14 protein-coding genes and 6 pseudogenes are annotated in these 21167 nt (G+C 65.6%); 13 read left to right on the forward strand and 7 right to left on the reverse strand.

Annotation, left to right across the window (positions count from 1 at the left end):
• The first annotated feature begins 123 nt into the window (after positions 1–123).
• From ACVWYI_RS08155 to poxB, 3 genes and pseudogenes are all read left to right on the forward strand, one after another.
• Positions 124–1040, forward strand: a pseudogene (locus ACVWYI_RS08155) (2-dehydro-3-deoxygalactonokinase).
• 13 nt (positions 1041–1053) lie between these two features.
• Positions 1054–1687, forward strand: a pseudogene (locus tag ACVWYI_RS08160) (2-dehydro-3-deoxy-6-phosphogalactonate aldolase).
• Between the two features lie 80 nt (positions 1688–1767).
• Positions 1768–3504, forward strand: coding sequence for a ubiquinone-dependent pyruvate dehydrogenase (gene poxB, locus ACVWYI_RS08165; RefSeq protein ID WP_456661652.1), 1737 nt, complete (start codon positions 1768–1770; stop codon positions 3502–3504).
• Here the strand turns inward: poxB and ACVWYI_RS08170 are convergent.
• A complete protein-coding gene (locus ACVWYI_RS08170) occupies positions 3501–3866 on the reverse strand; it encodes a hypothetical protein (protein WP_247339388.1) in 366 nt (121 codons plus the stop codon). The genes poxB and ACVWYI_RS08170 overlap by 4 nt on opposite strands.
• 67 nt (positions 3867–3933) lie before the next feature.
• Entirely contained in the window at positions 3934–4842 is a 909-nt protein-coding gene (locus ACVWYI_RS08175; protein ID WP_456661653.1) for a PaaI family thioesterase, read from the reverse strand.
• A gap of 144 nt (positions 4843–4986) precedes the next feature.
• Here ACVWYI_RS08175 and ACVWYI_RS08180 point away from each other — a divergent pair, with 144 nt between their 5' ends.
• The 3 genes and pseudogenes from ACVWYI_RS08180 (at position 4987) to ACVWYI_RS08190 (ending at position 6720) form a co-directional block, all read left to right on the forward strand.
• Positions 4987–5304 (forward strand): hypothetical protein, encoded by a 318-nt coding sequence (locus tag ACVWYI_RS08180; protein ID WP_247339390.1) that lies wholly within the window; start codon positions 4987–4989, stop codon positions 5302–5304.
• A gap of 209 nt (positions 5305–5513) precedes the next feature.
• Positions 5514–6198 (forward strand): annotated as a pseudogene (locus ACVWYI_RS08185) (LON peptidase substrate-binding domain-containing protein); the annotation flags it as partial.
• A 63-nt stretch (positions 6199–6261) separates the two neighbouring features.
• The gene (locus tag ACVWYI_RS08190; protein ID WP_456664493.1) at positions 6262–6720 is read left to right on the forward strand and encodes a Clp protease N-terminal domain-containing protein; all 459 of its coding nucleotides are present in this window, start codon (positions 6262–6264) and stop codon (positions 6718–6720) included.
• Between the two features lie 29 nt (positions 6721–6749).
• On the opposite strand, the pseudogene ACVWYI_RS08195 reads toward ACVWYI_RS08190, so the two are convergent.
• A pseudogene (locus ACVWYI_RS08195) lies at positions 6750–8220 on the reverse strand (amidase).
• A gap of 132 nt (positions 8221–8352) precedes the next feature.
• Positions 8353–9457, reverse strand: a pseudogene (gene atzD / locus ACVWYI_RS08200) (cyanuric acid amidohydrolase).
• Positions 9458–9763: 306 nt separating this feature from the next.
• On the opposite strand from atzD, the gene ACVWYI_RS08205 reads away from it, so the two are divergent.
• From ACVWYI_RS08205 to ACVWYI_RS08220, 4 genes are all read left to right on the forward strand, one after another.
• Complete coding sequence (locus ACVWYI_RS08205; RefSeq protein ID WP_456661654.1) at positions 9764–12097, forward strand: Tex family protein; 2334 nt, start codon at positions 9764–9766, stop codon at positions 12095–12097.
• A 298-nt stretch (positions 12098–12395) separates the two neighbouring features.
• Positions 12396–12944, forward strand: a complete 549-nt coding sequence (locus tag ACVWYI_RS08210; protein ID WP_456661655.1) for a hypothetical protein — start codon at positions 12396–12398, stop codon at positions 12942–12944.
• A gap of 97 nt (positions 12945–13041) precedes the next feature.
• On the forward strand, positions 13042–13734 hold the full coding sequence (locus tag ACVWYI_RS08215; protein ID WP_354047650.1) for a response regulator transcription factor: 693 nt from the start codon (positions 13042–13044) through the stop codon (positions 13732–13734).
• Positions 13721–14797 (forward strand): sensor histidine kinase, encoded by a 1077-nt coding sequence (locus ACVWYI_RS08220; protein WP_247339403.1) that lies wholly within the window; start codon positions 13721–13723, stop codon positions 14795–14797. The genes ACVWYI_RS08215 and ACVWYI_RS08220 overlap by 14 nt, the downstream gene beginning before the upstream one ends.
• A 12-nt stretch (positions 14798–14809) precedes the next feature.
• Here the strand turns inward: ACVWYI_RS08220 and ACVWYI_RS08225 are convergent, their stop codons facing one another.
• Both ACVWYI_RS08225 and ACVWYI_RS08230 read right to left on the reverse strand, forming a co-directional pair.
• The gene (locus ACVWYI_RS08225; protein ID WP_247339405.1) at positions 14810–15181 is read right to left on the reverse strand and encodes a response regulator transcription factor; all 372 of its coding nucleotides are present in this window, start codon (positions 15179–15181) and stop codon (positions 14810–14812) included.
• On the reverse strand, positions 15178–16044 hold the full coding sequence (locus tag ACVWYI_RS08230; RefSeq protein ID WP_247339408.1) for a S1C family serine protease: 867 nt from the start codon (positions 16042–16044) through the stop codon (positions 15178–15180). The genes ACVWYI_RS08225 and ACVWYI_RS08230 overlap by 4 nt, the downstream gene beginning before the upstream one ends.
• Before the next feature lie 183 nt (positions 16045–16227).
• Here ACVWYI_RS08230 and ACVWYI_RS08235 point away from each other — a divergent pair.
• From ACVWYI_RS08235 to ACVWYI_RS08245, 3 genes and pseudogenes are all read left to right on the forward strand, one after another.
• A pseudogene (locus tag ACVWYI_RS08235) lies at positions 16228–16439 on the forward strand (VOC family protein); the annotation flags it as partial.
• Between the two features lie 94 nt (positions 16440–16533).
• On the forward strand, positions 16534–17409 hold the full coding sequence (locus tag ACVWYI_RS08240) for a dihydrodipicolinate synthase family protein (RefSeq protein WP_247339410.1): 876 nt from the start codon (positions 16534–16536) through the stop codon (positions 17407–17409).
• A gap of 115 nt (positions 17410–17524) precedes the next feature.
• Positions 17525–19849, forward strand: coding sequence for a xanthine dehydrogenase family protein molybdopterin-binding subunit (locus tag ACVWYI_RS08245; protein ID WP_456661656.1), 2325 nt, complete (start codon positions 17525–17527; stop codon positions 19847–19849).
• A gap of 107 nt (positions 19850–19956) precedes the next feature.
• Here the strand turns inward: ACVWYI_RS08245 and ACVWYI_RS08250 are convergent, their stop codons facing one another.
• Complete coding sequence (locus ACVWYI_RS08250; RefSeq protein ID WP_247339414.1) at positions 19957–21153, reverse strand: acyl-CoA dehydrogenase family protein; 1197 nt, start codon at positions 21151–21153, stop codon at positions 19957–19959.
• Between the last annotated feature and the right edge of the window lie 14 nt (positions 21154–21167).

Genomic DNA, 21167 nt, shown 5'->3' on the forward strand with positions numbered 1-21167 from the left:
TCAGACCCGCGAGAAAACGCTGGTTTGCAGCCGCAATAGCCGATATCCCGGGGCAGATTTGCGAGGCCTCGTCTCATTGTCGCGAGACGGCGTCTTGGCGGTGAGACGAGGATACGAATTGAGATGACCGAACCTGCCTATGTCGCGGTGGACTGGGGCACCAGCAGCTTCCGGCTCTGGCTGATCGACCGCGCCGGCAAGGTGCTGACCGAGCGCCGCAGCGACGAGGGCATGCTGGCGGCGGCGAAGGCCGGCTTCCCCGCCGTGCTGCAATCGCATCTTGCGGCGGTCGAGGCTCCCAGTCATCTGCCGGTTCTCGTCTGCGGCATGGCCGGTGCGCGTACCGGCTGGGTCGAGGCCGGTTATGTCGACACGCCGGCGCTACTCTCTGCCGTTCTGAAGCAGGCTGCGCGGGTGCCGGGCGAGACGCGCGATATCCGTATCCTGCCGGGCATCGCGCAGCGCGATACAAAAGCGCCGGACGTGATGCGAGGCGAGGAGACGCAACTGCTCGGCGCGCTCGGTCTCGATACCGCCGGCGAGGCGCTGGTCTGTATGCCCGGCACACATTCGAAATGGGTGCGGTGGTGAAGGACGGAACGGTCGCGCATTTCTCCACCTTCATGACCGGCGAGTTGTTCAGCGTCGTGTCGCGCGAAACGATTTTATCGCTCGCGGTTGCAGGCGCCGATGACGCCGAAGATGTCGCGAGCTTCAAGGCGGCGGTGAAGGCCGCGTACGAAGCTCCGGCCTTCACGGCCAATCTTCTGTTCACCGCGCGGTCGCGTCAGCTCCTGTTCGAGGGCACACCGGCCGCGGCGCGCGAAACGGTGTCGGGCACGTTGATTGGTGTCGAGCTGGCAGCAGGGCTCTCCGGCGTGGTGCCGAGAGCAGGCGTCACGCTGATTGCCTCGGGGCGGCTCGCGATGCTGTACAGGCTGGCTTTCGAGGCGCTGTCAGTGACAGCCATGCCGATCGATGCGGATGAAGCCGTTCGCCGCGGTTTGTCGATGGCCGCTGCCGCGATCTGGACGAAATGAGAGGACTATTGAGATGAGCGTTCCCTTTCCGGCGATGAAGCGACCAACTTGTCGCGATCCTGCGCGGCGTGAAGCTTGAGGAGATCCAGGCCATCGTCGGCGTGCTGATCGAAGCCGGCATGACCGCAATCGAGATCCCCCTGAACTCGCCGGATCCGTTCCGTTCGATCGCCACGGCGGTGAAGCAAGCGCCCGCCGGCGTGCTGATCGGCGCCGGCACCGTGCTGACGACGGCAGATGTCGATCGTCTCAACGACGTCGGCGGCAAGCTGATGGTCTCGCCGAACGTCGACACCCAGGTGCTGGCACGCGCGCATCAGTACGGCATGATCACGATGCCCGGCGTGTTCTCGCCGACCGAAGCTCTGCTCGCAGCGCGATCGGGGGCATCGGGCCTCAAATTCTTTCCAGCCAGCGTGCTCGGTGCGTCCGGCATTGCCGCGATTCGCGCCGTGCTTCCGGCCGGCGTAACGATCGCCGCCGTCGGCGGCGTGTCCGATCAGAATTTTGCTGAGTACATCAAGGGTGGCGTGACGGCGTTCGGGCTGGGCTCCAGCCTCTACAAGCCCGGCATGACGGCAACGGACGTTGCCGCTCGCGCAAAATTGACGATCACGGCCTACGATCGGGCGATTGCGAAAGACTGAGCCCGCAATAAACAAGCCGTGATGCCGTCACGGTCGCGCGTTATCCTATCTTGCTGCACCAGCGAGATCAGGAGACCGACATGGCGATCAACAATGTAGCCGATCTGTTCGTGGCAACGCTCGAACAGGCCGGCGTCAAGCGCATCTACGGCATCGTCGGCGACAGCCTGAACGCGCTGACCGAAGCGTTGCGGCGGCGCGGTACGATCGAATGGATTCACGTCCGGCACGAGGAGGTCGCGGCCTTCGCCGCTGCCGGGGAAGCGGAGATGACGGGCAGCCTTGCGGTGTGCGCGGGCTCGTGTGGCCCCGGCAATCTGCATCTGATCAACGGCCTGTTCGACGCCCATCGCAGCCGCGTTCCCGTGCTGGCGATCGCTGCGCAAATCCCGACCGCCGAGATCGGCAGCGGCTATTTCCAGGAGACCCATCCGCAAAACCTGTTCCGCGAGTGCAGCCATTATTGCGAGCTGGTCTCCGATCCGAGTCAGCTACCTTACGTGCTGGAAAACGCCATCCGCGCGGCGGTCGGTATGCGCGGCGTTGCCGTCATCGCCATGCCCGGCGATGTCGCCTTTCGTAGCCCACCCAAGCGCGCGCTGTCGACGGCGCGTGGCCTTACGCTGTCGGCGCCAAAGGTGGTGCCGCACGCTGATGAACTGAAGGCGCTCGCGGACCTCCTCGACGGCGCCGAGCGCGTCACCTTGTTCTGCGGCCGCGGCTGCGCCGGCGCGCATGCGCCGTTGATGCGGCTTGCGGAGGTCTTGAAGAGCCCGATCGTGCATGCGCTTGGCGGCAAGGAGCATGTCGAATACGACAATCCCTACGACGTCGGCATGACCGGCTTCATCGGCTTCTCCTCGGGCTACGCCGCCATGCACGCCTGCGACGCGCTGGTGATGCTCGGCACTGATTTTCCCTACAAGCAATTCTTCCCGACTGATTGCCAAGTCGCGCAGATCGACATTCGTCCGGAAAATCTCGGGCGGCGCTGCAAGATCGATCTCGGTCTCGTCGGCGACGTCAAGCTCACCATCGAGGCGCTGCTGCCGCTGCTCAAGGCCAAGACGCAGCGCAAGCATCTGGACGATACGATCGCGCACTACAAGAAGGCGCGCGAAGGTCTGGATTCTCTCGCCAAGGGCACACCGGGCAGCAAGCCGATCCATCCGCAATATCTCGCAAAGGTCATCAGCGACCATGCGTCTGACGATGCCGTCTTCACCGCCGATGTCGGCACGCCGACGGTGTGGGCCGCGCGCTATCTCGACATGAACGGCCGCCGCCGGCTGATCGGCTCCTTCGTGCACGGCTCGATGGCCAACGCCATGCCGCAGGCGATCGGCGCGCAGGCCGCGCAGTCCGGCCGCCAGGTGATCTCGCTCTCGGGCGACGGCGGCTTCACCATGCTGATGGGCGACCTGATCACGCTGACGCAGATGAAGCTGCCGGTGAAGGTGGTCATCTTCAACAACGGCGTGCTCGGTTTTGTCGCGCTGGAGATGAAGGCGGCCGGCTTCGTCGACACCAATGTCGATCTGGAAAACCCCGACTTCGCGGCGATGGCGCGCGCGATGGGTATCTTCGCGAGGCGCGTCGAGGATCCCGGCGAGCTTCCAGGCGCGGTGAAGGAGATGCTGGCTCACAACGGACCGGCGCTGCTCGACGTCGTCACCGCGAAGCAGGAGCTGTCGATGCCGCCGACCATCACGCCCGAGCAGATCAAGGGTTTCAGCCTTTGGGTGCTGCGCGCCGTGATGAACGGCCGCGGCGATGAGGTGCTCGATCTCGCCAAGACAAATCTGTTACCGCGCTAGCCCCGTTTGACCGACGGCACGGGCAGCCGCTCGTGGCGGCGCTGGAAGCGTTGCCAGTGCAGCACGATGCCGATCAGCAGCGCCGGCACGAAGCCGAGTGCGATCAGGAAATGCGGCAGCTGCGTCGGCGAGATGAACGCGATGCCGATATCGGAGATCAGCCACAATGCGGCGAACATCACCACGAAATCCAGGCGCGGGCAGCGCAGATAATAGAACACGGCGGTAATGACGACGGCGGGTCCGATGGCGATGCCGATCATCACCGCCGTCAGCTCCTTCGGCGTCAGCGCGTCGAGCACCATCGATGCCAGCAGCCAGAGCGCGGCGAACATGGCGACGATGTCGAGCGGATGCCGCAACCCAATACCTCTCGCAGAATCGCGCTATCGTTGTGGCCCGGGCCCCGGCCGTCAAGGGAAAATGCGCCTATTCCTCGTCGTTTCCGGGCGTCGGCCGCAGCATGAAATGGCCGAAGGCGGTGGCGATCGGCTTGTCCGCATCGTCCTGCCAGGCGCGCGCCTCGAAGGCGACGATGCGCCGGCCCTGCTTCACGATCGAAACGTTGCCGTACGTGTCGAGCGCGCGGCCGGAGCGCAGATAGTTGACGGTCAATCCGATCGGCTTGGGCAATGCGGCCGCGCCGAGCTCGCGCGCCACTCCGAAGATCGCGGTGGTCTCGAGGAAGGCGCCGGTCATGCCGCCATGGATCGCAGGCAGGATTGGGTTGCCGATGATCTTTGGCGAGAACGGCATCGTCAGTGTGCCGTCGTCATTGACGCGAATGCCGAGACAGCGCGCGAACGGGCTGTTGGCGAACGGGCCCGCCGGATCGTCCGGCGCTTCCAGCGACGGGATGCTGGGCGAATCCATCCTGCGATCCGCGAGCATGTTGGTGCGGTTGGCGCCGATCATGAAGCAGGCGGTGGCGGTCGCGACCGGATCGTCCTCGGATTCCTGATAGGCGGTGGAGCGCACGAAGGCGATCGAGCGCGTGGTGCGGTAGCAGACCGAATGCGCCTTGATGTCGAGGCCCGGCGTTGCCGGCTTCTGGTAGTCGATGCGCAGATCAAGCGTCGCGATGGCGCTCGTGCCGTCGAGCGCGAGCTGCACCGCCATGCCGCAGCTCTCGTCCAGCATCGCGGTGACGACGCCGCCATGCAGCACGCCGGTCTCGGTGTCGCCGACGAAGACGGGTCGGTAGGGCAGGCTGGACCAGGCCTCGCCAGGCGCGAAGCGGTCGAGCTGGAGCCCGCTGATATGGCCGTAATCGGAGCGGCGCCCCCGGATCGCCTCGGCGAGTTCCTCGAACGGAAGTGTGGTCGGTGAGCTGGACATGACGACGTTCTAGACCAGTGTCGGGTGCGGCGCAAAACCCCGAATGCGCGTCCACGGCAGGTGTGCCGGGTTTGGCCTCGACAGGGCGGGCCGAAGCAACGATGGTGGGCGCTTCGTCCTATCGACTAGCCGTAAGGAGTGCCCATGGCCGATCCCGAAACGCCCGCCACCAGCCAGGGGCCCGTCATCATTTCGACCTCGAGCTCGGAGCGGGCGCCGATCATCTATTTCGACGGCGCATCCTGCTTCGGCCACCACAACGGCGCGATCCAGATCGAGCTAGCGGCGAACCTGTTGATGCCGGTCGGCGCCGCCGTCAGGGTTGACGTCGTTCAGACCGCGCATCTGCGCTGCAGCGTGGCCGCCGCGCTGGCGCTGCGCGAAGCGCTCGAAAAGGCGCTGGCGATGTATCAGCAGGGCCAGCAGCAGCCGGCCGAGGAGATCCCGACGGTGAAGAATTGAACGGCAATTGACTCGACGCACTGTTTGCGTCACCTTTCACGCAGGTTGATACGACCTGCCGGTTGCCCCCTCCGTGGAATGGTGAACGTATCGAGCCCTTGATCGGCCCCCTTTGCCCGAGCGACCGGGTCAGCAACGCAACCAACTGACACTCCTGGATCGCTCATGCAGAGGACGAACCGATGCGCGATTTTCGCGATGCCAAGGCAATGGCGCAGACGCTGCGCGAATCCCTGACCACCAAGGCCGTCACCATCAGTCACAGCGAGAGCCTCGAACTGGTGTCGAGGATGCTCGGCGTCGCCGACTGGAATACGCTGTCGGCGCTGCTTCACGCCGAGCGCCGTGACACGACTGCGCCGGCTGCACGGATGAAAACGACAAGGGCGTTCTATCCAGCCATTCCCTTGCGCGATCTCGTTCCATTTCCGAACGCGACCTACCCGCTGTTCGTGGGACGCGAGAGGACCGTCCAGGCCCTGAACCAGGCGTTCGACGGCGGGCGGGAGGTCGTGGTGGCGATCCAGCGGGAGGCGGCCGTCGATGATCCCGGATTTTCCGATGTCTATGAGATCGGCATCCTGGCCCAGCTGCTCGAACTCGAAACGCTCGGCGATGGCACGCTCAGGGTGTTGACGCGCGGGCTTCGGCGGGTTGCGCTGCGCAGCTTTGCCGCGGAAATGGCTACGTATCAGGCCGAGGTCGCTGACCAGCGAGGGAGCGACCCGCGATGCCCGCGATCTGATACGAAGGATCTATCAGCGCTTCGAGGATTACACGGCGGCTCACGGAATTCTCGTGCCGGACATCTGGCTGTTCTTCGATCAAGCCCGTGATCCCGGACGGATCGCTGACACCGTCGCCGCGCGTATGAAATTGCCCGTCAGAGACAAGTATGAGCTTCTGGCGACGCTCGATCCCGTGAAACGGCTCGAGGCGATTGAAACGTTGCTCGACATGCCTGCACGCCCGGTGTTGGCAAATTACGCGGCCACGAAGCGTCGGGCGCTCGATCACGCTGATCGGCGTCACCATCAATACGCGACCCTCGAGCATCTTTCGCTTGCCTTGATCGAAGACACGGAAGCATCTGCCGTGATGCAGGCCTGCGACGCTGATCTCGGCAGCCTGAGGCAGCGCCTTACGCAATATCTCGACAACGAGCTCAAGCACACCGTGATCGAGGCCGGGAGCGCCGAGCCCACGCCCGCGTTCAAGCGCGTCGATCAACGTGCCGCGCTCCACGCCCAGGAGGTGGGTTACGCCGCGGTGACCGGCGCCAACGCGCTCGTCGCCCTGTTCGCCGAAATGCGAAGCCCCGCGGCACGTCTGCTCGCGGAGCATGGCGTCTCGCGCGGGCGGGCCGATAAAGCGATCGCGCGAGGTTGGCCAGGGCGCGAAGTAGAGCAGAGATGATCGCATCTCAACGCGATCGCCGACTCTCATCAGCCCACATGCACCTTCGGCTTCCTGCCATCGTTCCACTTGCCGTCGAGCGCGCGCTCGATCTGAGCGGCGAGTTGCAGGAGGAGGCCGTCATTGGCCTGCTTCGCAATCGCCTGGATGCCGAGCGGCAGGCCGTGTTCCTGCGTGGCCATCGGCATCGATATCGCCGGCATGCCGCAGAGATTGGCGAGCGGCGTGAAGGCGAAGAAGCGCCAGAGATTGCCGAACCAGTCGAGCACGTCAGGGTTGTCGGAGATGGTGAGATATTCCCTGGTGCCGACCTTCGGCGTCGGCAGCGCGGTGATCGGCGTCAGGATCACATCCCACTGCTCGAAGAAGGCGCCGAAGGCGCGTGAAGTCGTGTTGAACACGCCTTGCATCTTCGCCCGCTCGGCAAAGCTCGTGTTCCGGCCGGCTTCCCAGATCCGGATGTTCATGGGCTCGATGAGATCTGCCGGCGGCTTTTCCAGCCCGCGTGCGGCGAGCATGTTGGAGATCACCACGGCAAAATTCGAGATGTAACAGGTGGTCTGCGCTTCGAACGCGGCGCGGAAGTCGAGCTCGGGCAAGGCGTAATCGACGTGATGGCCGAGGCCTTCGAGGAAGCGGCCAGCTTTCTCCAGCTCGGCGGCGATCTCAGGCGTCGCGGTGTAGTCGCCCCAGGTGTGCGACAGCGCGATGCGAAGTTTTGACGGATCGCGCTTGATCATCTCGGAATAGGGCTGTGCCGTGGTCCAGAACGGCATGAATTCGCCGGGCGCCGCTCCCCTTGCGTGATCGACGAAGGCGGCGGTGTCGCGCACGCTACGCGACTGGCAGCCCTGGATCGAGACCAGCCCGGTGAGGTCCGACATGTGCGGGGCGAGCGAGAACACGCCGCGCGAGACCTTAAGACCGATATTGCCGTTGACCCCGGCGGGAATGCGGATCGAACCGCCGCCATCGGTTGCATGTGCGATCGGCACCACGCCGGCCGCGACCATCGCGGCGCTCCCCGCGGACGAGCCGCAAGTGGTGTAGTCGGTATCCCAGGGATTGCGCGTGACGTAGACGGCCGGATTGTCGGCCGAGCTGCATACGCCGAATTCCGGCGTCGTGGTGCGTCCGATCAGGTTCAGCCCGGCCTGGCGGAATTTGCCGGTCAGGAACGTATCGGCCGCGGCGCGATTGCCGCGCATCAACAGCGAGCCCATTTCCTGGAGCCGGCCCTTCATGGTCGGGCCGAGGTCCTTCATCAGGAAGGGCAGGCCGGCGAACGGCCCGGCGAGATTGGCGCCGTCCTTGGCCGGATCGGCGATCACGTCGTCGAACAGCTCGACCACGCCCGACAGTGCCAGGATTGACCTTGGCGACGCCCGCAGCGGCTTGGCGGGCCAATTCCTTCGCCGTCAGCTCGCCCTTGCGGACGCGCGCCGCCAGTCCCACGCCGTCGTGCTGCGCCCATTCATTCCAGCTCATCGGGAAAGTCATGCGATCCAAACCTCTTCGTGCGGCGCCATCTTAGTTTCGCACAGGAGCACTTTAAACAACTGAGGCGACGCGAAGGGCAGGGTTGCGCCGGATGGAGAGGTCGGCTGCAAACCCGCATTGCATGCGGATGCATCAATTCGAGAGCTTTGCGATCACCGCGACCGGCCCGCCGCCGGCCGGCCCCTGATGCTCGGCGCCGCCCGAGACATAGACCGCGCCGGTGCCGGCGAGGCCGGCAATCAGGCCGCCGACGGCGGCACGGGCGTGGCGCGTCGAGCTGATGTCGGTATCTTCCAGCATGGTGTGGCGGAAGCCGCGCACGCTGCCATCAGGCGAGGCCTCGGCCTTGGCAAAGATGTTGACGAGCTCGCGGCCCGTCGTCGCGACGTCCAGCCCGACGCTCTCCAGCGCGGCAAGCACGGCGGCGGCGTCGATGGCATCGCTCATCACGGCATGCCCGATCTCGAATTCGCTCGTCGATGACATCGCGTTGCCGAGCACGATGACGACGTTGTGCATCAGCTCGATCCCGGACGAAGTCGAGGCGACCCTCGAGAACAGATCGTAACGTTGCAGCACGTCGTCGTCGCGAATGTCGGAGGCGATCTCGCCGAGCGCGACCGCAACCCCGAGCGCGGAGGCGCCGCGCGAATAGGCCATCGAGCTGTAAGCGCTGGTCGTCACCGTCTTGTTGCCGCGCGCGTTCGCCGCCTCGACGCGATCGCTGGTGAGCAGCGGGCACTTGATCTGCACGAAATGGATGTCGGCGGGGTCAGCAATGCCGGCATCCTCCATCGCGGCTTTCACGGCCTTGGCCGTCTCCGTGATCTGCGCGGAGCGGCCGAACTCTTCGGGCAGGAAATCGCGGGGTGTGCGCCATGCCGATGCTCAGGCGTTTGCCGGACAAGCCTGCCGGTCGCTGCGGGATGTCCTGGCGCGTGAACACGGTGATGTGCGGGCTGAGCACGCCCTCGGTGCCGCCGGACATCACGAAAGCGATGCGCTGCTCGACTTCCTGCGGCGACAGGCCGAGCTGCGGCGCCAGCGCCGCGCACAGCGCGGCAACGGCATATTCCCGGGTAAAATCGTTGACGCCGCCATTGCCCTCGGTCTTGCCGAGGATGGCCAGGATGGAAGTCGGATCGATCGCGCCGGAGCCGATCATGTCCAGGAGGCCGGAGACGTCGCCGGGGCCCTTGGTGACGATCCTGATCACGCCGACCGATGTCGTCCGCATTATGGTCCTCACATGGAGTTCAGGAGCCCGGCGGACAAAACAGCCGCTGAACCGGGCCGCCTGTCAAGGTGTCGAGGCAATCCCCATCGTCGTCCTGGCTTTTGCCAGGACGACAGCAGGATGTGCGTCGACTACAACTCTTCGACACCCCCACGATTGTGGCGAGATCGCATCGCTTCGACAAAAAATCCCTTGTCGACGGCCGCTCGCCGCACCTTGATGAATCAGCCCCGGTTGGTCCATAAGCGGCGTCCCGCAGCCGGTGGTTAGCCGCCGCGGTGCGTGCTTGGATAGAGGGGTTCTCGCGTGGCAAATATCAACCAGAAAATTGCGCAGGAGCTTGGGGTTCGGGCGGAGCAGGTCGAGGCGACGGTGACGCTGCTCGATGGCGGCGCCACGGTTCCCTTCATCGCCCGATACCGCAAGGAAGCGACCGGCGCGCTCGACGACGCGCAATTGCGCACTCTGGAAGAGCGCCTGGGTTACCTGCGCGAGCTCGAAGACCGCCGCAAGGCCATCCTCGAATCGGTCCGCGAGCAGGGCAAGCTCGATGCCGCGCTCGAAGCCTCCATTCTCGCTGCCGACAGCAAGGCGCGCCTCGAAGACATCTATCTACCGTTCAAGCCGAAGCGCCGCACCAAGGCGGAGATCGCCAGGGAAGCCGGCCTCGAGCCGCTCGCCAATCAGCTCATGGCAGAGCCCACCAACGATCCGAAGGTGGTGGCGGAAACCTTCGTCAATGCCGAGAAGGGCGTTGCCGACGCCGCTGCGGCGCTCGACGGCGCCCGGGCCATCCTGGTCGAGCGTTTCGACGAAGACGCCGACCTGATCGGGAGCCTGCGCGAGGAGGTGTGGACCAATGCGCGCATGGCCTCCAAGGTGCGTGACGGCAAGAAAACCGAGGGCGAAAAGTTCGCCGACTATTTTGAGTTCTCCGAGCCGCTGACCAAGCTGCCCTCGCACCGTATCCTCGCGATGTTCCGCGGCGAAAAGGAAGAGATCCTCGACCTTCAGATTCAGGCCGAGGCCGAAGCATCGCCGCCGGGCGTGCCGAGTGCCTATGAGCTGAAGATCATGAAGCGGTTCGGCATCGCCGACCTCAAGCGCGCCGGCGACCGCTGGATGATCGACACGGTGCGCTGGGCCTGGCGCACCAAGATCCAGGTGCATCTCAACATCGACCTGCGCATGCGGCTGTGGAATGCGGCCGAGACCGAGGCCGTGCGCGTGTTCGCCTCCAATTTGCGCGATCTATTGCTGGCCGCGCCCGCCGGCACCCGCGTCACCATGGGGCTCGATCCCGGCTTCCGCACCGGCGTCAAGGTCGCCGTCACCGACGCGACCGGCAAGGTGGTCGATACCGCTGTGATCTATCCGCACGAGCCGCAGCGGCAGTGGAACGAGGCGCTGGCGATCCTCGGCAAGCTCGCGCTGAAACATCGCGTCGAGCTGATCGCGATCGGCAACGGCACCGCCTCGCGCGAGACCGACAAGCTCGCGGGCGATCTCGTCAAGGGCCTCGCCGAACTGAAGATGACCAAGATCGTGGTGTCGGAAGCCGGCGCCTCGGTCTATTCGGCCTCGGCCTTCGCCTCCGAGGAATTGCCTGATCTCGACGTCACCCTGCGCGGCGCGGTCTCGATCGGCCGCCGCCTCCAGGATCCGCTCGCTGAGCTGGTCAAGATCGAGCCCAAGGCGATCGGTGTCGGCCAGTATCAGCACGATCTCGGCCAGGCCAAGCTCGCCAAATCGCTCGATGCAGTGGTCGAAGACTGCGTGAACGCGGTCGGTGTCGACGTCAACACCGCCTCGGCGCCGCTTCTTGCCCGCGTGTCGGGCGTGGGCTCCGGCCTTGCCTCGAGCATCGTGGCGTACCGTGACGCCAACGGCCCGTTCAAGTCGCGCAAGGCGCTGAAAGACGTGCCGCGGCTCGGCCCCAAGGCGTTCGAGCAATGCGCGGGCTTCCTGCGCATCGTCGGCGGCGAGGATCCGCTCGATGCCTCTGGCGTGCATCCGGAAGCGTATCCGGTGGTGCGCCGGATTCTCAGCGCCACCAAGAGCGACATCAAGGCGTTGATCGGCAGCAGCGAGATCGTGCGCACGCTGAAGCCGAAGGATTTCGTCGACGAGACGTTTGGTCTGCCGACCGTGACCGACATCCTGCGCGAGCTCGAAAAGCCCGGCCGCGATCCGCGTCCGGCGTTCAAGGCCGCGGTGTTCATGGACGGCGTCGAGGAAATCAAGCATCTCAAGAAGGGCATGATCCTCGAGGGCACCGTGACCAACGTCGCCGCGTTCGGCGCATTCGTCGACATCGGTGTGCACCAGGACGGCCTCGTGCACATCTCGGCGATGTCCAAGTCCTACATCAAGGATCCGCGCGAGGTGGTGAAGCCCGGCGACATCGTCAAGGTGAAGGTGCTGGACTTCGAGGTCGCGCGCAAGCGCATCTCGCTGACATTGCGCCTCGACGACGAGGTCGGCGCCAAGGAGGCGCCCGGCATGCAGCGCGACAACAGCTCGCGCAACCCCTCCCGCATGACCTCGTCCGCACCGCGCCAACAGGAATCTTCCGGCGGCGGCGCCCTCGCCGAAGCGCTGCGCCGTGCCGCCGAGAAGAACGGCGGCAAGCGCGCGTGACGTCTTAACTTCTCTCCCCGTCCTTCTGCGGGAGAGGTGAGCCGCTCGACGTATGGCGAGCTCCATCCGTGTCGTCATTGCGAGCGAAGCGAAGCAATCCAGTCTGCCTGCGTGGAGGCACTCTGGATTGCTTCGTCGCAAGAGCTCCTCGCAATGACGGAGGAGAGCGCGCGCGGGTCCGCCTTTCTAACTCCCGCGTCAGAATCTGGCGCATTTGTAAGTTGAAGGTGAGGGCGGCTTTTCCTCATCTGAGCCTCCGGAGTGGCGAGACCATCGCCGCGACAAGGAGGATACTTAGATGAACAACAGGCTTCTCACAGGCATCGTCGCAGCGGCAGTTGCTGCGACGCTGGCGGTCGCCTCGCCCGTTCTCGCCCGCGGGGGCGGCGGTGGTGGCGGACATGGCGGTGGTGGTTTTGGCGGTGGCGGTTTTGGCGGCGGGCATTTTGGCGGCGGGGGGATGCACGCCGGCGGTATGGGCGGCGGTGGCATGCACTTCGGCGGCATGGGCAGTGCTCACTTCGGTGGCATGGGCGGTGCTCACTTCGGTGGCGCCCGCTTTGCTGGCTCGCCGATGGCGGCCCACGCTGCCTTTGGGCCGCGCTTTGCCGGTGCGCCACTAGCGACCCGCGCCGCCTTCGGGCCGCGTTTCGCCGGCGCCGGCTGGCACGGCAGGCCCTTCATCGGCCGGCACGCATTTTTCTTCCGCCACCATCGCTTCCACCGGTTCGCCTTCGTTGGCGCCCCCTTCTACTACGCCAATTATTATCACGACGGTTGCTGGCGCAGGAACTGGACGCCCTATGGGCGGCAATGGGTCAATGTGTGCGGAGACTCTTGGTACTAGCATCGCCGTACCGCACCATTGTCGCGATCGTCATCGGGCGGTTCCGCTCAGCCCCGGAACGGGATAGTCTGATGGCGATCGTCGCGCGGAGTTTGTCATGACCGGAGGTCACCGCCGCATTCTGGTCGTCGAGGACGATGCGGAAACCGCAGGCCAGCTCGTCGAGGAGCTGACGATTTCTGGCTACGACGTCGATCTCGCCGCCACGGGGCGCGAAGCCCTCAGCCACGGCGCCGCGCGCGACTATGCCGTGATCACCATCGACCGCATGCTGCCCGACATCGACGGCATCACCGTGATGCGCCAATTGCGCGACGACGGCATCGCAGCGCCGTTCCTGATCATCTCGGCGCTGGGCGAGGTCGACGACCGCGTGCGCGGCTTGCGCGCCGGCGGCGACGACTATCTCGTCAAGCCGTTCTCTTTCGTCGAGCTTCTGGCGCGGCTGGAGGCACTCGGCCGCCGCAGCGACACGGTCGCCAAGGAGACGATTTTGCGGGTCGGCGATCTCGCCATCGACCTGATCGCGCGCAACGCCAGCCGCCGCGGCCGGAAGATTCCGCTATTGCCGCGCGAGTTTCAGTTGCTCGAATATCTCGTCCGCAACGCGGGCCGAGTCGTTTCCCGCGCGATGCTGCTCCAGCATGTCTGGGATCTGCACTTCGATCCCTCCACCAACATCATTGACGTCTATGTCGGCCGCGTTCGCCGCAAGGTCGACGATGCCCAGGCCTATCCGCTGATCCACACCATTCGCGGCATCGGATATTGTCTCCGTGCTCCTGGTTAAAACGCTCCGCTCCTCGACCTTCCGCTTGGCACTGATCGCGATCGCGGCATTCGGGCTGATCGTCGCGGCGATCATGGCCTATGTCTATTTCGGCACGATCGCCTATGTGCAGAGCCGTGTCGGCGATGCCGGCGATCACAGCGGCTTCACCGCGATGATCGAGCTCGCAACGGCCGCTGTCGCCGTGCTGATGCTGGTGCTCGCCGGGCTCGCCGCGGTGCTGGTGACACGGCGCACGGTCGGGCGAATCGAGGAGATCAACGCCACCAGCCGCGCCATCATGATGTCCGGCCTCGATCAGCGCATTCCCTTGCGCGGCAGTCACGACGAGTGGGACCGCGTCGCCGAAAACCTCAACCAGATGCTCGACCGCATCGAGACGCTGATGGGCGAGGTCAAGCAGGTCAGCGACAACGTCGCCCATGATTTGCGCACGCCGCTGACGCGCATGCGGGGCCGGCTGGAAAAGGCCTATCACGCCCCTCGCAACGGCGAGGCCGACGCGGCGCTGATCGGTGACACCATCGCCGATCTCGACGCAGTGCTCGGCATGTTCGCCTCCATCACCCGCATTTCGGAGATCGAGACCCGCGCCCGCCGTCGCGCGTTTCGCACCCTCAATCTCGCCGGGATCGCCGGCGAGGTCGTCGAGCTCTACGATGCCGCCGCCGAACAGGTTGCGACCCGGCTCAGCCTGGATGGCGACCGCGAGGTGGCGATCACGGGCGATCGCGACCTGCTGTTCGACGCCATCGCCAATCTCGTCGACAACGCGATCAAGCACGGCTGCAAAGGCGGGCAGGTGAGCGTCACCTGCCGCAGCGCCGACGGCGGTGCGACGATCGCGATCGCCGACGATGGTCCGGGTATTCCCACTGAGGAGCGCGATCATGTGTTCAAGCGCTTCTACCGGCTCGAACAGAGCCGCTACACGCCGGGCAACGGCCTCGGCCTGAGTCTGGTCGCGGCAGTTGCCGGCCTCCATGGCGCCGAGATTGCGCTGCATGACAATGCGCCGGGCCTCACGGTCCGGCTAAGCTTCCCCAAGACGTCGGCGCAATGAAGCCCGATCGTGTCAAAGCTCGATCACGCCGCGCCGTGCCGCATGCGCGACCGCATCGGTGCGGCCGGTGGCATCGAGCTTGTCGAGCAGCGAGCCGACATGGAACTTCACGGTGTGCACGGAGATGTTGAGCTGACGCGCGATCATCTTGTTGGAGCCACCTTCCGCCATCAGCGCCAGCACGTCGAGCTCGCGCTGCGTCAGCGCGATATCGTCGGGCATGATACGCGCATCGCGGGTGACAATCGTCGCCGTGGCCTTCTCGCCGGGTCCGGCGAGGCGAACCCCGGCGATATTGCCGAGCAGAGCCGCCAGGCGATCGGCGAGGGCGGGATCGTCGATCTCCAGGGACAGCACGATCTCGGGCGCGATGTCCTCGCTCACGCCTCGGGCCTCTCGCCGACCGTGACCTTGAAGCTGACCGGCTCGCCGCCGCGGCGCGCGGCCACGTCGACCACCGCTCCGACGCTCGCCGGACCCAGTGTCCGCGACAGCGCACGTACGCCTGACAGTTTCTGGTCGTTGACGGCGACGATGACGTCGCCCTGGCGGATGCCGGCCGCGGCCGAAGGTCCGGCCTTGTCGACGTTCATCACCATCGCGCCGACGCCGTCGTCGAGCCGGACCGGCTGGAGCCCGAGGCCGAGATATCCGCGCGCGATGCGGCCGCGCGCCTCTAATTGTGCTGCGACCCGCTCGATCGTCGCTGTCGGGATCACCAGCACACGCCTCGGGCCGAGCACGGCCATGCCGAAGGCGTCGCCCGATGCATCGAGCGCGAGGCCGCCCTGCTGGCTGGCGCGCAGGCGGACGTCGAGCTCGATCCGCGCGTCGATATCGCCGCCGCGCAGGCTGCGCCAGCTCGTGCCGGACAGCGATACCATCCCCAGCGCGGCGCTCGGCGTATCGCGGTTGGTGGCGATGACGACCGACAGCGCGCCGAGGGGCGGGACCGTTGTGGCCAGCTTGACCGGGGCAAGCGCAGTATCGGCGCGCAGCAGTGCGATATCCGTCGTATGGTCGCGGCCGGCAATCGTGGCGGCCGTGGCGCTGCCGTCGGGGAGGCCGATCTCGACTTCGCCCTCGTCGGCCAGCGCCTCGTCGGCGGTGACGATCAGGCCGGGTTTCCAGACGAAGCCGGTGGCGCGGGCGCGATGCGAACGCACGGCGACGACGGACGGCGCGGTGCGCGCCACCACATCCGCGAGTGCGGACGACAGTGAAGACAGCGGAGTGGGGTCGGTCATGGCAGGCTCCTGTAAGCTGCCCTAATCTGGGATGTCGCGGCGGATTGTGAAACTGGCCGGATGGCCAGGAAAGCTGATCTGGAAAGCTGGTCCGTAAGACCACGGCCGACGAATATGTGACTGGGAGCCGCTCACGCGAACGTGTTGCAATTGCGAAATTGCGCCGCCTCCACGATTTTCAGCGAGCCACGCAACGCCGCCGGCCTTTACCACACCGCATTGCTGATGCCGACACGCAAGGACCTCGCGCGCTGGCTGGTGCACGCCGCCTCGTATCGGGTGCCCGATGTCGGGCTTCGCCGATCACCTCGTCAGCGAGTCGGTCTATCTCGACGACCCCCGAGGGTAACGGCATCGAGGTCTATGCCGACCGCGTGGAGGCCGTCGATCCCTGGGGCACACGGGCGCGGCTGATCAGGGTTTGATCGCCGGCGCGAGCGTTGGTAAGACCGGTCAGGCGTTAGCCAGTTTCCGGGATTCACACCTGCCATGTCCGACTTTCACGGCGTCTTTCCCTATCTCGTCTCGCCTGTCGATGCCGATGGCGCGGTGCGGACGAACGTGCTCAGCAGGCTCTGCGACGATCTGATCGGCGTCGGCGTGCACGGCCTGACGCCGCTGGGCTCGACCGGCGAGTTCGCCTATCTCGACGCCGTGCAGCGCACGGCGATCGTGCGGACCACGATCGAGGCGGCGAAGGGACGTGTGCCGGTCGTCGCGGGCGTCGCCTCCACCTCGACGGCGGACGCGGTGGCGCAGGCGAAAGCGTATCAGAAGCTCGGCGCCGACGGCATTCTGGCGATCCTGGAAGCGTATTTCCCGCTCGCCGATGCGCAGATCGAATCCTATTTCCGCGCCATCGCGGATGCCGTGGACATCCCCGTCGTCATCTACACCAATCCGCAATTCCAGCGCTCCGATCTGACCCTCGATATCATCGCGCGCCTCGCCGAGCATCCGCGCATCGGCTACATCAAGGACGCCTCGACCAATACCGGCCGGCTGCTCTCGATCATGAACCGCTGCGGCGATGCCTTGCGGGTGTTCTCGGCCTCCGCCCACATCCCGGCCGCGGTGATGCTGATCGGCGGGCTCGGCTGGATGGCGGGCCCTGCCTGCATCATCCCGCGCCAGAGCGTGGCGCTCTACGACCTCTGCAAGGCCGGCCGCTGGGACGAGGCGATGGCGCTCCAGCGCAGGCTGTGGCGCATCAACGAGGCTTTTGCCCGCTTCAATCTCGCCGCCTGCATCAAGGCCGGATTGGCCATCCAGGGCTACGACGTTGGCGATCCCGTCCCGCCGCAGGCCGCTCTCACCGAAGATGCGCGCAAAATCGTGGAAGCGGCGTTGCGGGAGCTGGGCTAGCCGCCATACCCGGCATGACGAAATCGTGGATATACCGCTCAAAACCGCGGCTGGCCTCGCATACCTCGATCCGCTAAAAGGCTGCCGCATTTGAGAGATTAAGGGACCCCACGGAATGAACATTCTTCCCGGCAATTTGCGTTTCGGAGCGGGGCAGCCCGTCAAGCGTTTGGAAGATCAGCGGCTTCTCACCGGGAAGGGGCAGTTCATCGACGACAAGCCGGAAGAGGGCGCGCTGTGGCTGTACCTGCTGCGCTCGCCGCACGCCCACGCGAAGATCGTCTCGATCGACACCGGCGCCGCCACTGCGATGCCCGGCGTGACCGCGGTCTATACCGGCGCCGACCTCGTCAAGGACGACATCGGGGTCATCCCGACACTGAGCATCTTCAAGCGCCCCGACGGCAAGCCGATGACGGTGCCGCCACGCCGCCTGCTGGCGCACGAAATCGTGCGCTACGCCGGCGAGGCCGTGGCCGCAGTGGTGGCTGCCTCGCGTGCTGACGCCCAGAACGCGGCCGAAGCGATCGTGGTCGAATATGACGTGCAGCCGGCGGTGGTCGATCCCGTCGAGGCGGTGAAGCCCGGCGCGCCCGTAGTGTGGCCGGAGGCGCCCGACAACATCGTCGGCGCGATGGCTTACGGCGATGCCGCCAAGGTGGGCGAGGCTTTTGCCAAGGCGGCGCATACCGTCGAGCTCGATCTCGTCAGCCAGCGCCTTGTGCCGTCGGCCATGGAGCCGCGCTCGACCATCGCCGAGATCGACAAAAAGACCGGGCGGCTCCTCTTGCACGTGCAGTCGCAGACGCCCGCCTCGACCCGCGACGTGCTGGCCGAGGCCGTGCTGAAGCGTCCCAAGGACAGCGTGCGCGTGCTGGTCGGCGATATCGGCGGTGGCTTTGGCCAGAAGACCAATCTCTATCCGGAAGACGGCATCGTCGCCTATGCCGCGACCAAGCTGAACAAAAAAATCCGCTGGCGCGGCGACCGCACGGACGAATTCGTCGGTGGCACTCATGGCCGCGATCTGACCTCGACCGCTTCCTTCGCGCTCGACGAGAAGGGCAAGGTGCTGGCCTATCGCGTCAGCTCGATCGGCTGTACCGGCGCGTATTCCTCGGGCGCGGCCAACATCATTCCGCTGGTGCTGGGGCCGTTCGTTCAGACCGGCGTCTACGATTTGCCGCTGGTGCATTTCGAAGTGAAGTCGGTGATGACCCACACCGCGCCGGTCGGCGCCTATCGCGGTGCGGGGCGCCCCGAGGCCGTGTTCATCGTCGAGCGCCTGTTCGACGCTGCCGCGCGGAAAATCGGCATGGATCCGCGCGCGATCCGCAAGGCCAATTACATCAAGCCGGCGCAACTGCCCTATACGAATGCTGCGGGGCAGGTTTACGATTCCGGCGCTTTCGCGCACATGCTCGACCGTGCCGTGAAGCTTGCGGACTGGGACGGCTTTGCCGCGCGCAAGAAGGCGGCGAAGAAGAAAGGCCTGCTCTACGGCCGCGGGCTCACCTCCTATATCGAATGGACCGGCGGCCGCGCTCATACCGAGAAGGTCAGTATGCATGCGACCGCGCAGGGCCGCGTCGTCCTGCATTCCGGCACCATGGCGATGGGGCAGGGGTTGCAGACCACCTACACCCAGATGATCTCCGACACGCTCGGCATTGCCATGGACAAGATCGACGTGGTCCAGGGCGACACTGATCTGGCAACAGGCTTTGGCAGCGTCGGCTCGCGTTCGCTGTTCGTCGGTGGCACGGCGGTTGCGGTCTCCTCCAACGATTTGATCCAGAAGGCGCGCGAGAAGGCGGCGAACGTGCTGGAGACCTCGGTCGAGGACATCGAATACCAGGGCGGTATGCTCACCGTGGTCGGCACCGACCGCCGCATCAGCCTGTTCGATATTGCCGAGAAGGAGAGCGGCGCAAAACTCAGCGTCGATTCCGAAGGCGAGGTCGATGGTCCCAGTTGGCCGAACGGCACGCATATCTGCGAGGTCGAGATCGACCCCGAGACCGGCGTCTCCAAGGTCGTGCGCTACACTACGGTTGACGACGTCGGCGTCGCTGTGAACCCGATGCTGGTGACGGGGCAGATCCATGGCGGTGTCGCGCAGGGAATCGGCCAGGCACTGTACGAGGGCGTGTCCTATGATTCCGACGGCCAGCTTCTCACCGCGAGCTACCAGGACTATTGCATCCCGCGCGCCGACGACGTCCCGCCGATCGTGGTGACGCTCGACGATTCCGCGCCCTGCCGCACCAATCCGCTCGGCGCCAAGGGCTGCGGCGAATCCGGCGCCATCGGCGGTCCCCCTTGCGTCACCAACGGCGTGATGGATGCGCTCGCCGAGCTCGGCATCACCCAGCTCAACACGCCCCTGACGCCGCAGAAGATATGGAAGGCGATCAGGGATGCGAAGATGGCGGGTTAATACCGTCATTGCAAGCGCAGCGAACCAATCCAGAATCTCCCCGCGGAGGCAGCCTGGATTGCTTCGTCGCAACGGCTCCTCGCAATGACAGGCGAGAGGGTCGCGCGCTAAATCCCCAGCATCATCTTCGCAATAATATCGCGCTGGATCTCCGAGGTGCCGCCGAAGATCGTGTAGGCGCGGCCGTTGAGATATTCCGGCACCACCGTCAGCATCTCCTCCGGCATCGCCGGCTCGTGGTTGAGCCTGTAGAGCGGGCGCATCGGCTCGACCGCGAGCGCGTCGTGGCCGATCACATCGGCCCCCAGCCGGGTCACCGCCTGGCGGATCTCGCTGTTGCGCAGCTTGAGGATCGACGACACAGCGCCGGGATTCTGCCCGGTCTGCAGCGCCGACAGCACACGCAACTCCGTCATCTCCAGCGCGTCGATGTCGACCTCGACCTCCGAGATGCGCGTCGCGATGTCGGGACTGTCGATCGCGCGTCCCGTCAAATCCGACTCGGCAAGCTCCGCAATCGCCTTCAGCCCTTCGCGCAGCTTCGCCGACGCGATGCCGGAGCCGCGCTCGAATTCGAGCAGGTACTTGCCGTAGGTCCAGCCCTTGCCTTCCTCGCCGACGCGATTGGCAACGGGTACCCGCACGTCGTCGAAGAACACCTGGTTGACCTCGTGGTCGCCGCCGATGGTGAGGATGGGGCGCGTCGTGATGCCTGGCGCATTCATGTCGATCAGGACAAAACTGATGCCGTCCTGCTGCCGCGGGCCGTCGCTGGTGCGCACCAGCGCGAACATGCGGTTGGCGTGATGGGCATGCGTGGTCCAGATTTTTGTGCCGTTGATGATGTAGTCGTCGCCGTCGCGCACCGCCCGCGTCTTCAGCGAGGAGAGGTCGGAACCGGAGCCCGGCTCGGAATAGCCCTGGCACCAATAGTCCTCGCCGGAGAGAATGCGCGGTAGGTAGAAGTTCTTCTGTTCAGGGCTGCCGAAACCGATGATGACGGGCCCGACCATCTTCACGCCCATCACGTTGACGTTCGGCACGCCGGCGCGCGCGCTTTCGGTCTCGAAGATCCAGCGCTGCGCCGGCGTCCAGTCCGGCCCGCCATGCTCGACCGGCCAGCCCGGCGCGCCCCAGCCTTGCTTGTGCAGCGTGCGCTGCCAGGCCATGCCGATATCGGGGTCGGAGAACACCGACGGCGTCAGCGCCGTCGCGCGCTTCATCTCCTCGGTGAGGTTTTTCGCAATGAAGCCGCGCACCTCGTCCTGGAAGGCGCGCTCCTCAGTGTTGAACGACAGGTCCATGATGCGCTCCTTGT

The organism is Bradyrhizobium sp. LB13.1 (assembly GCF_054056815.1).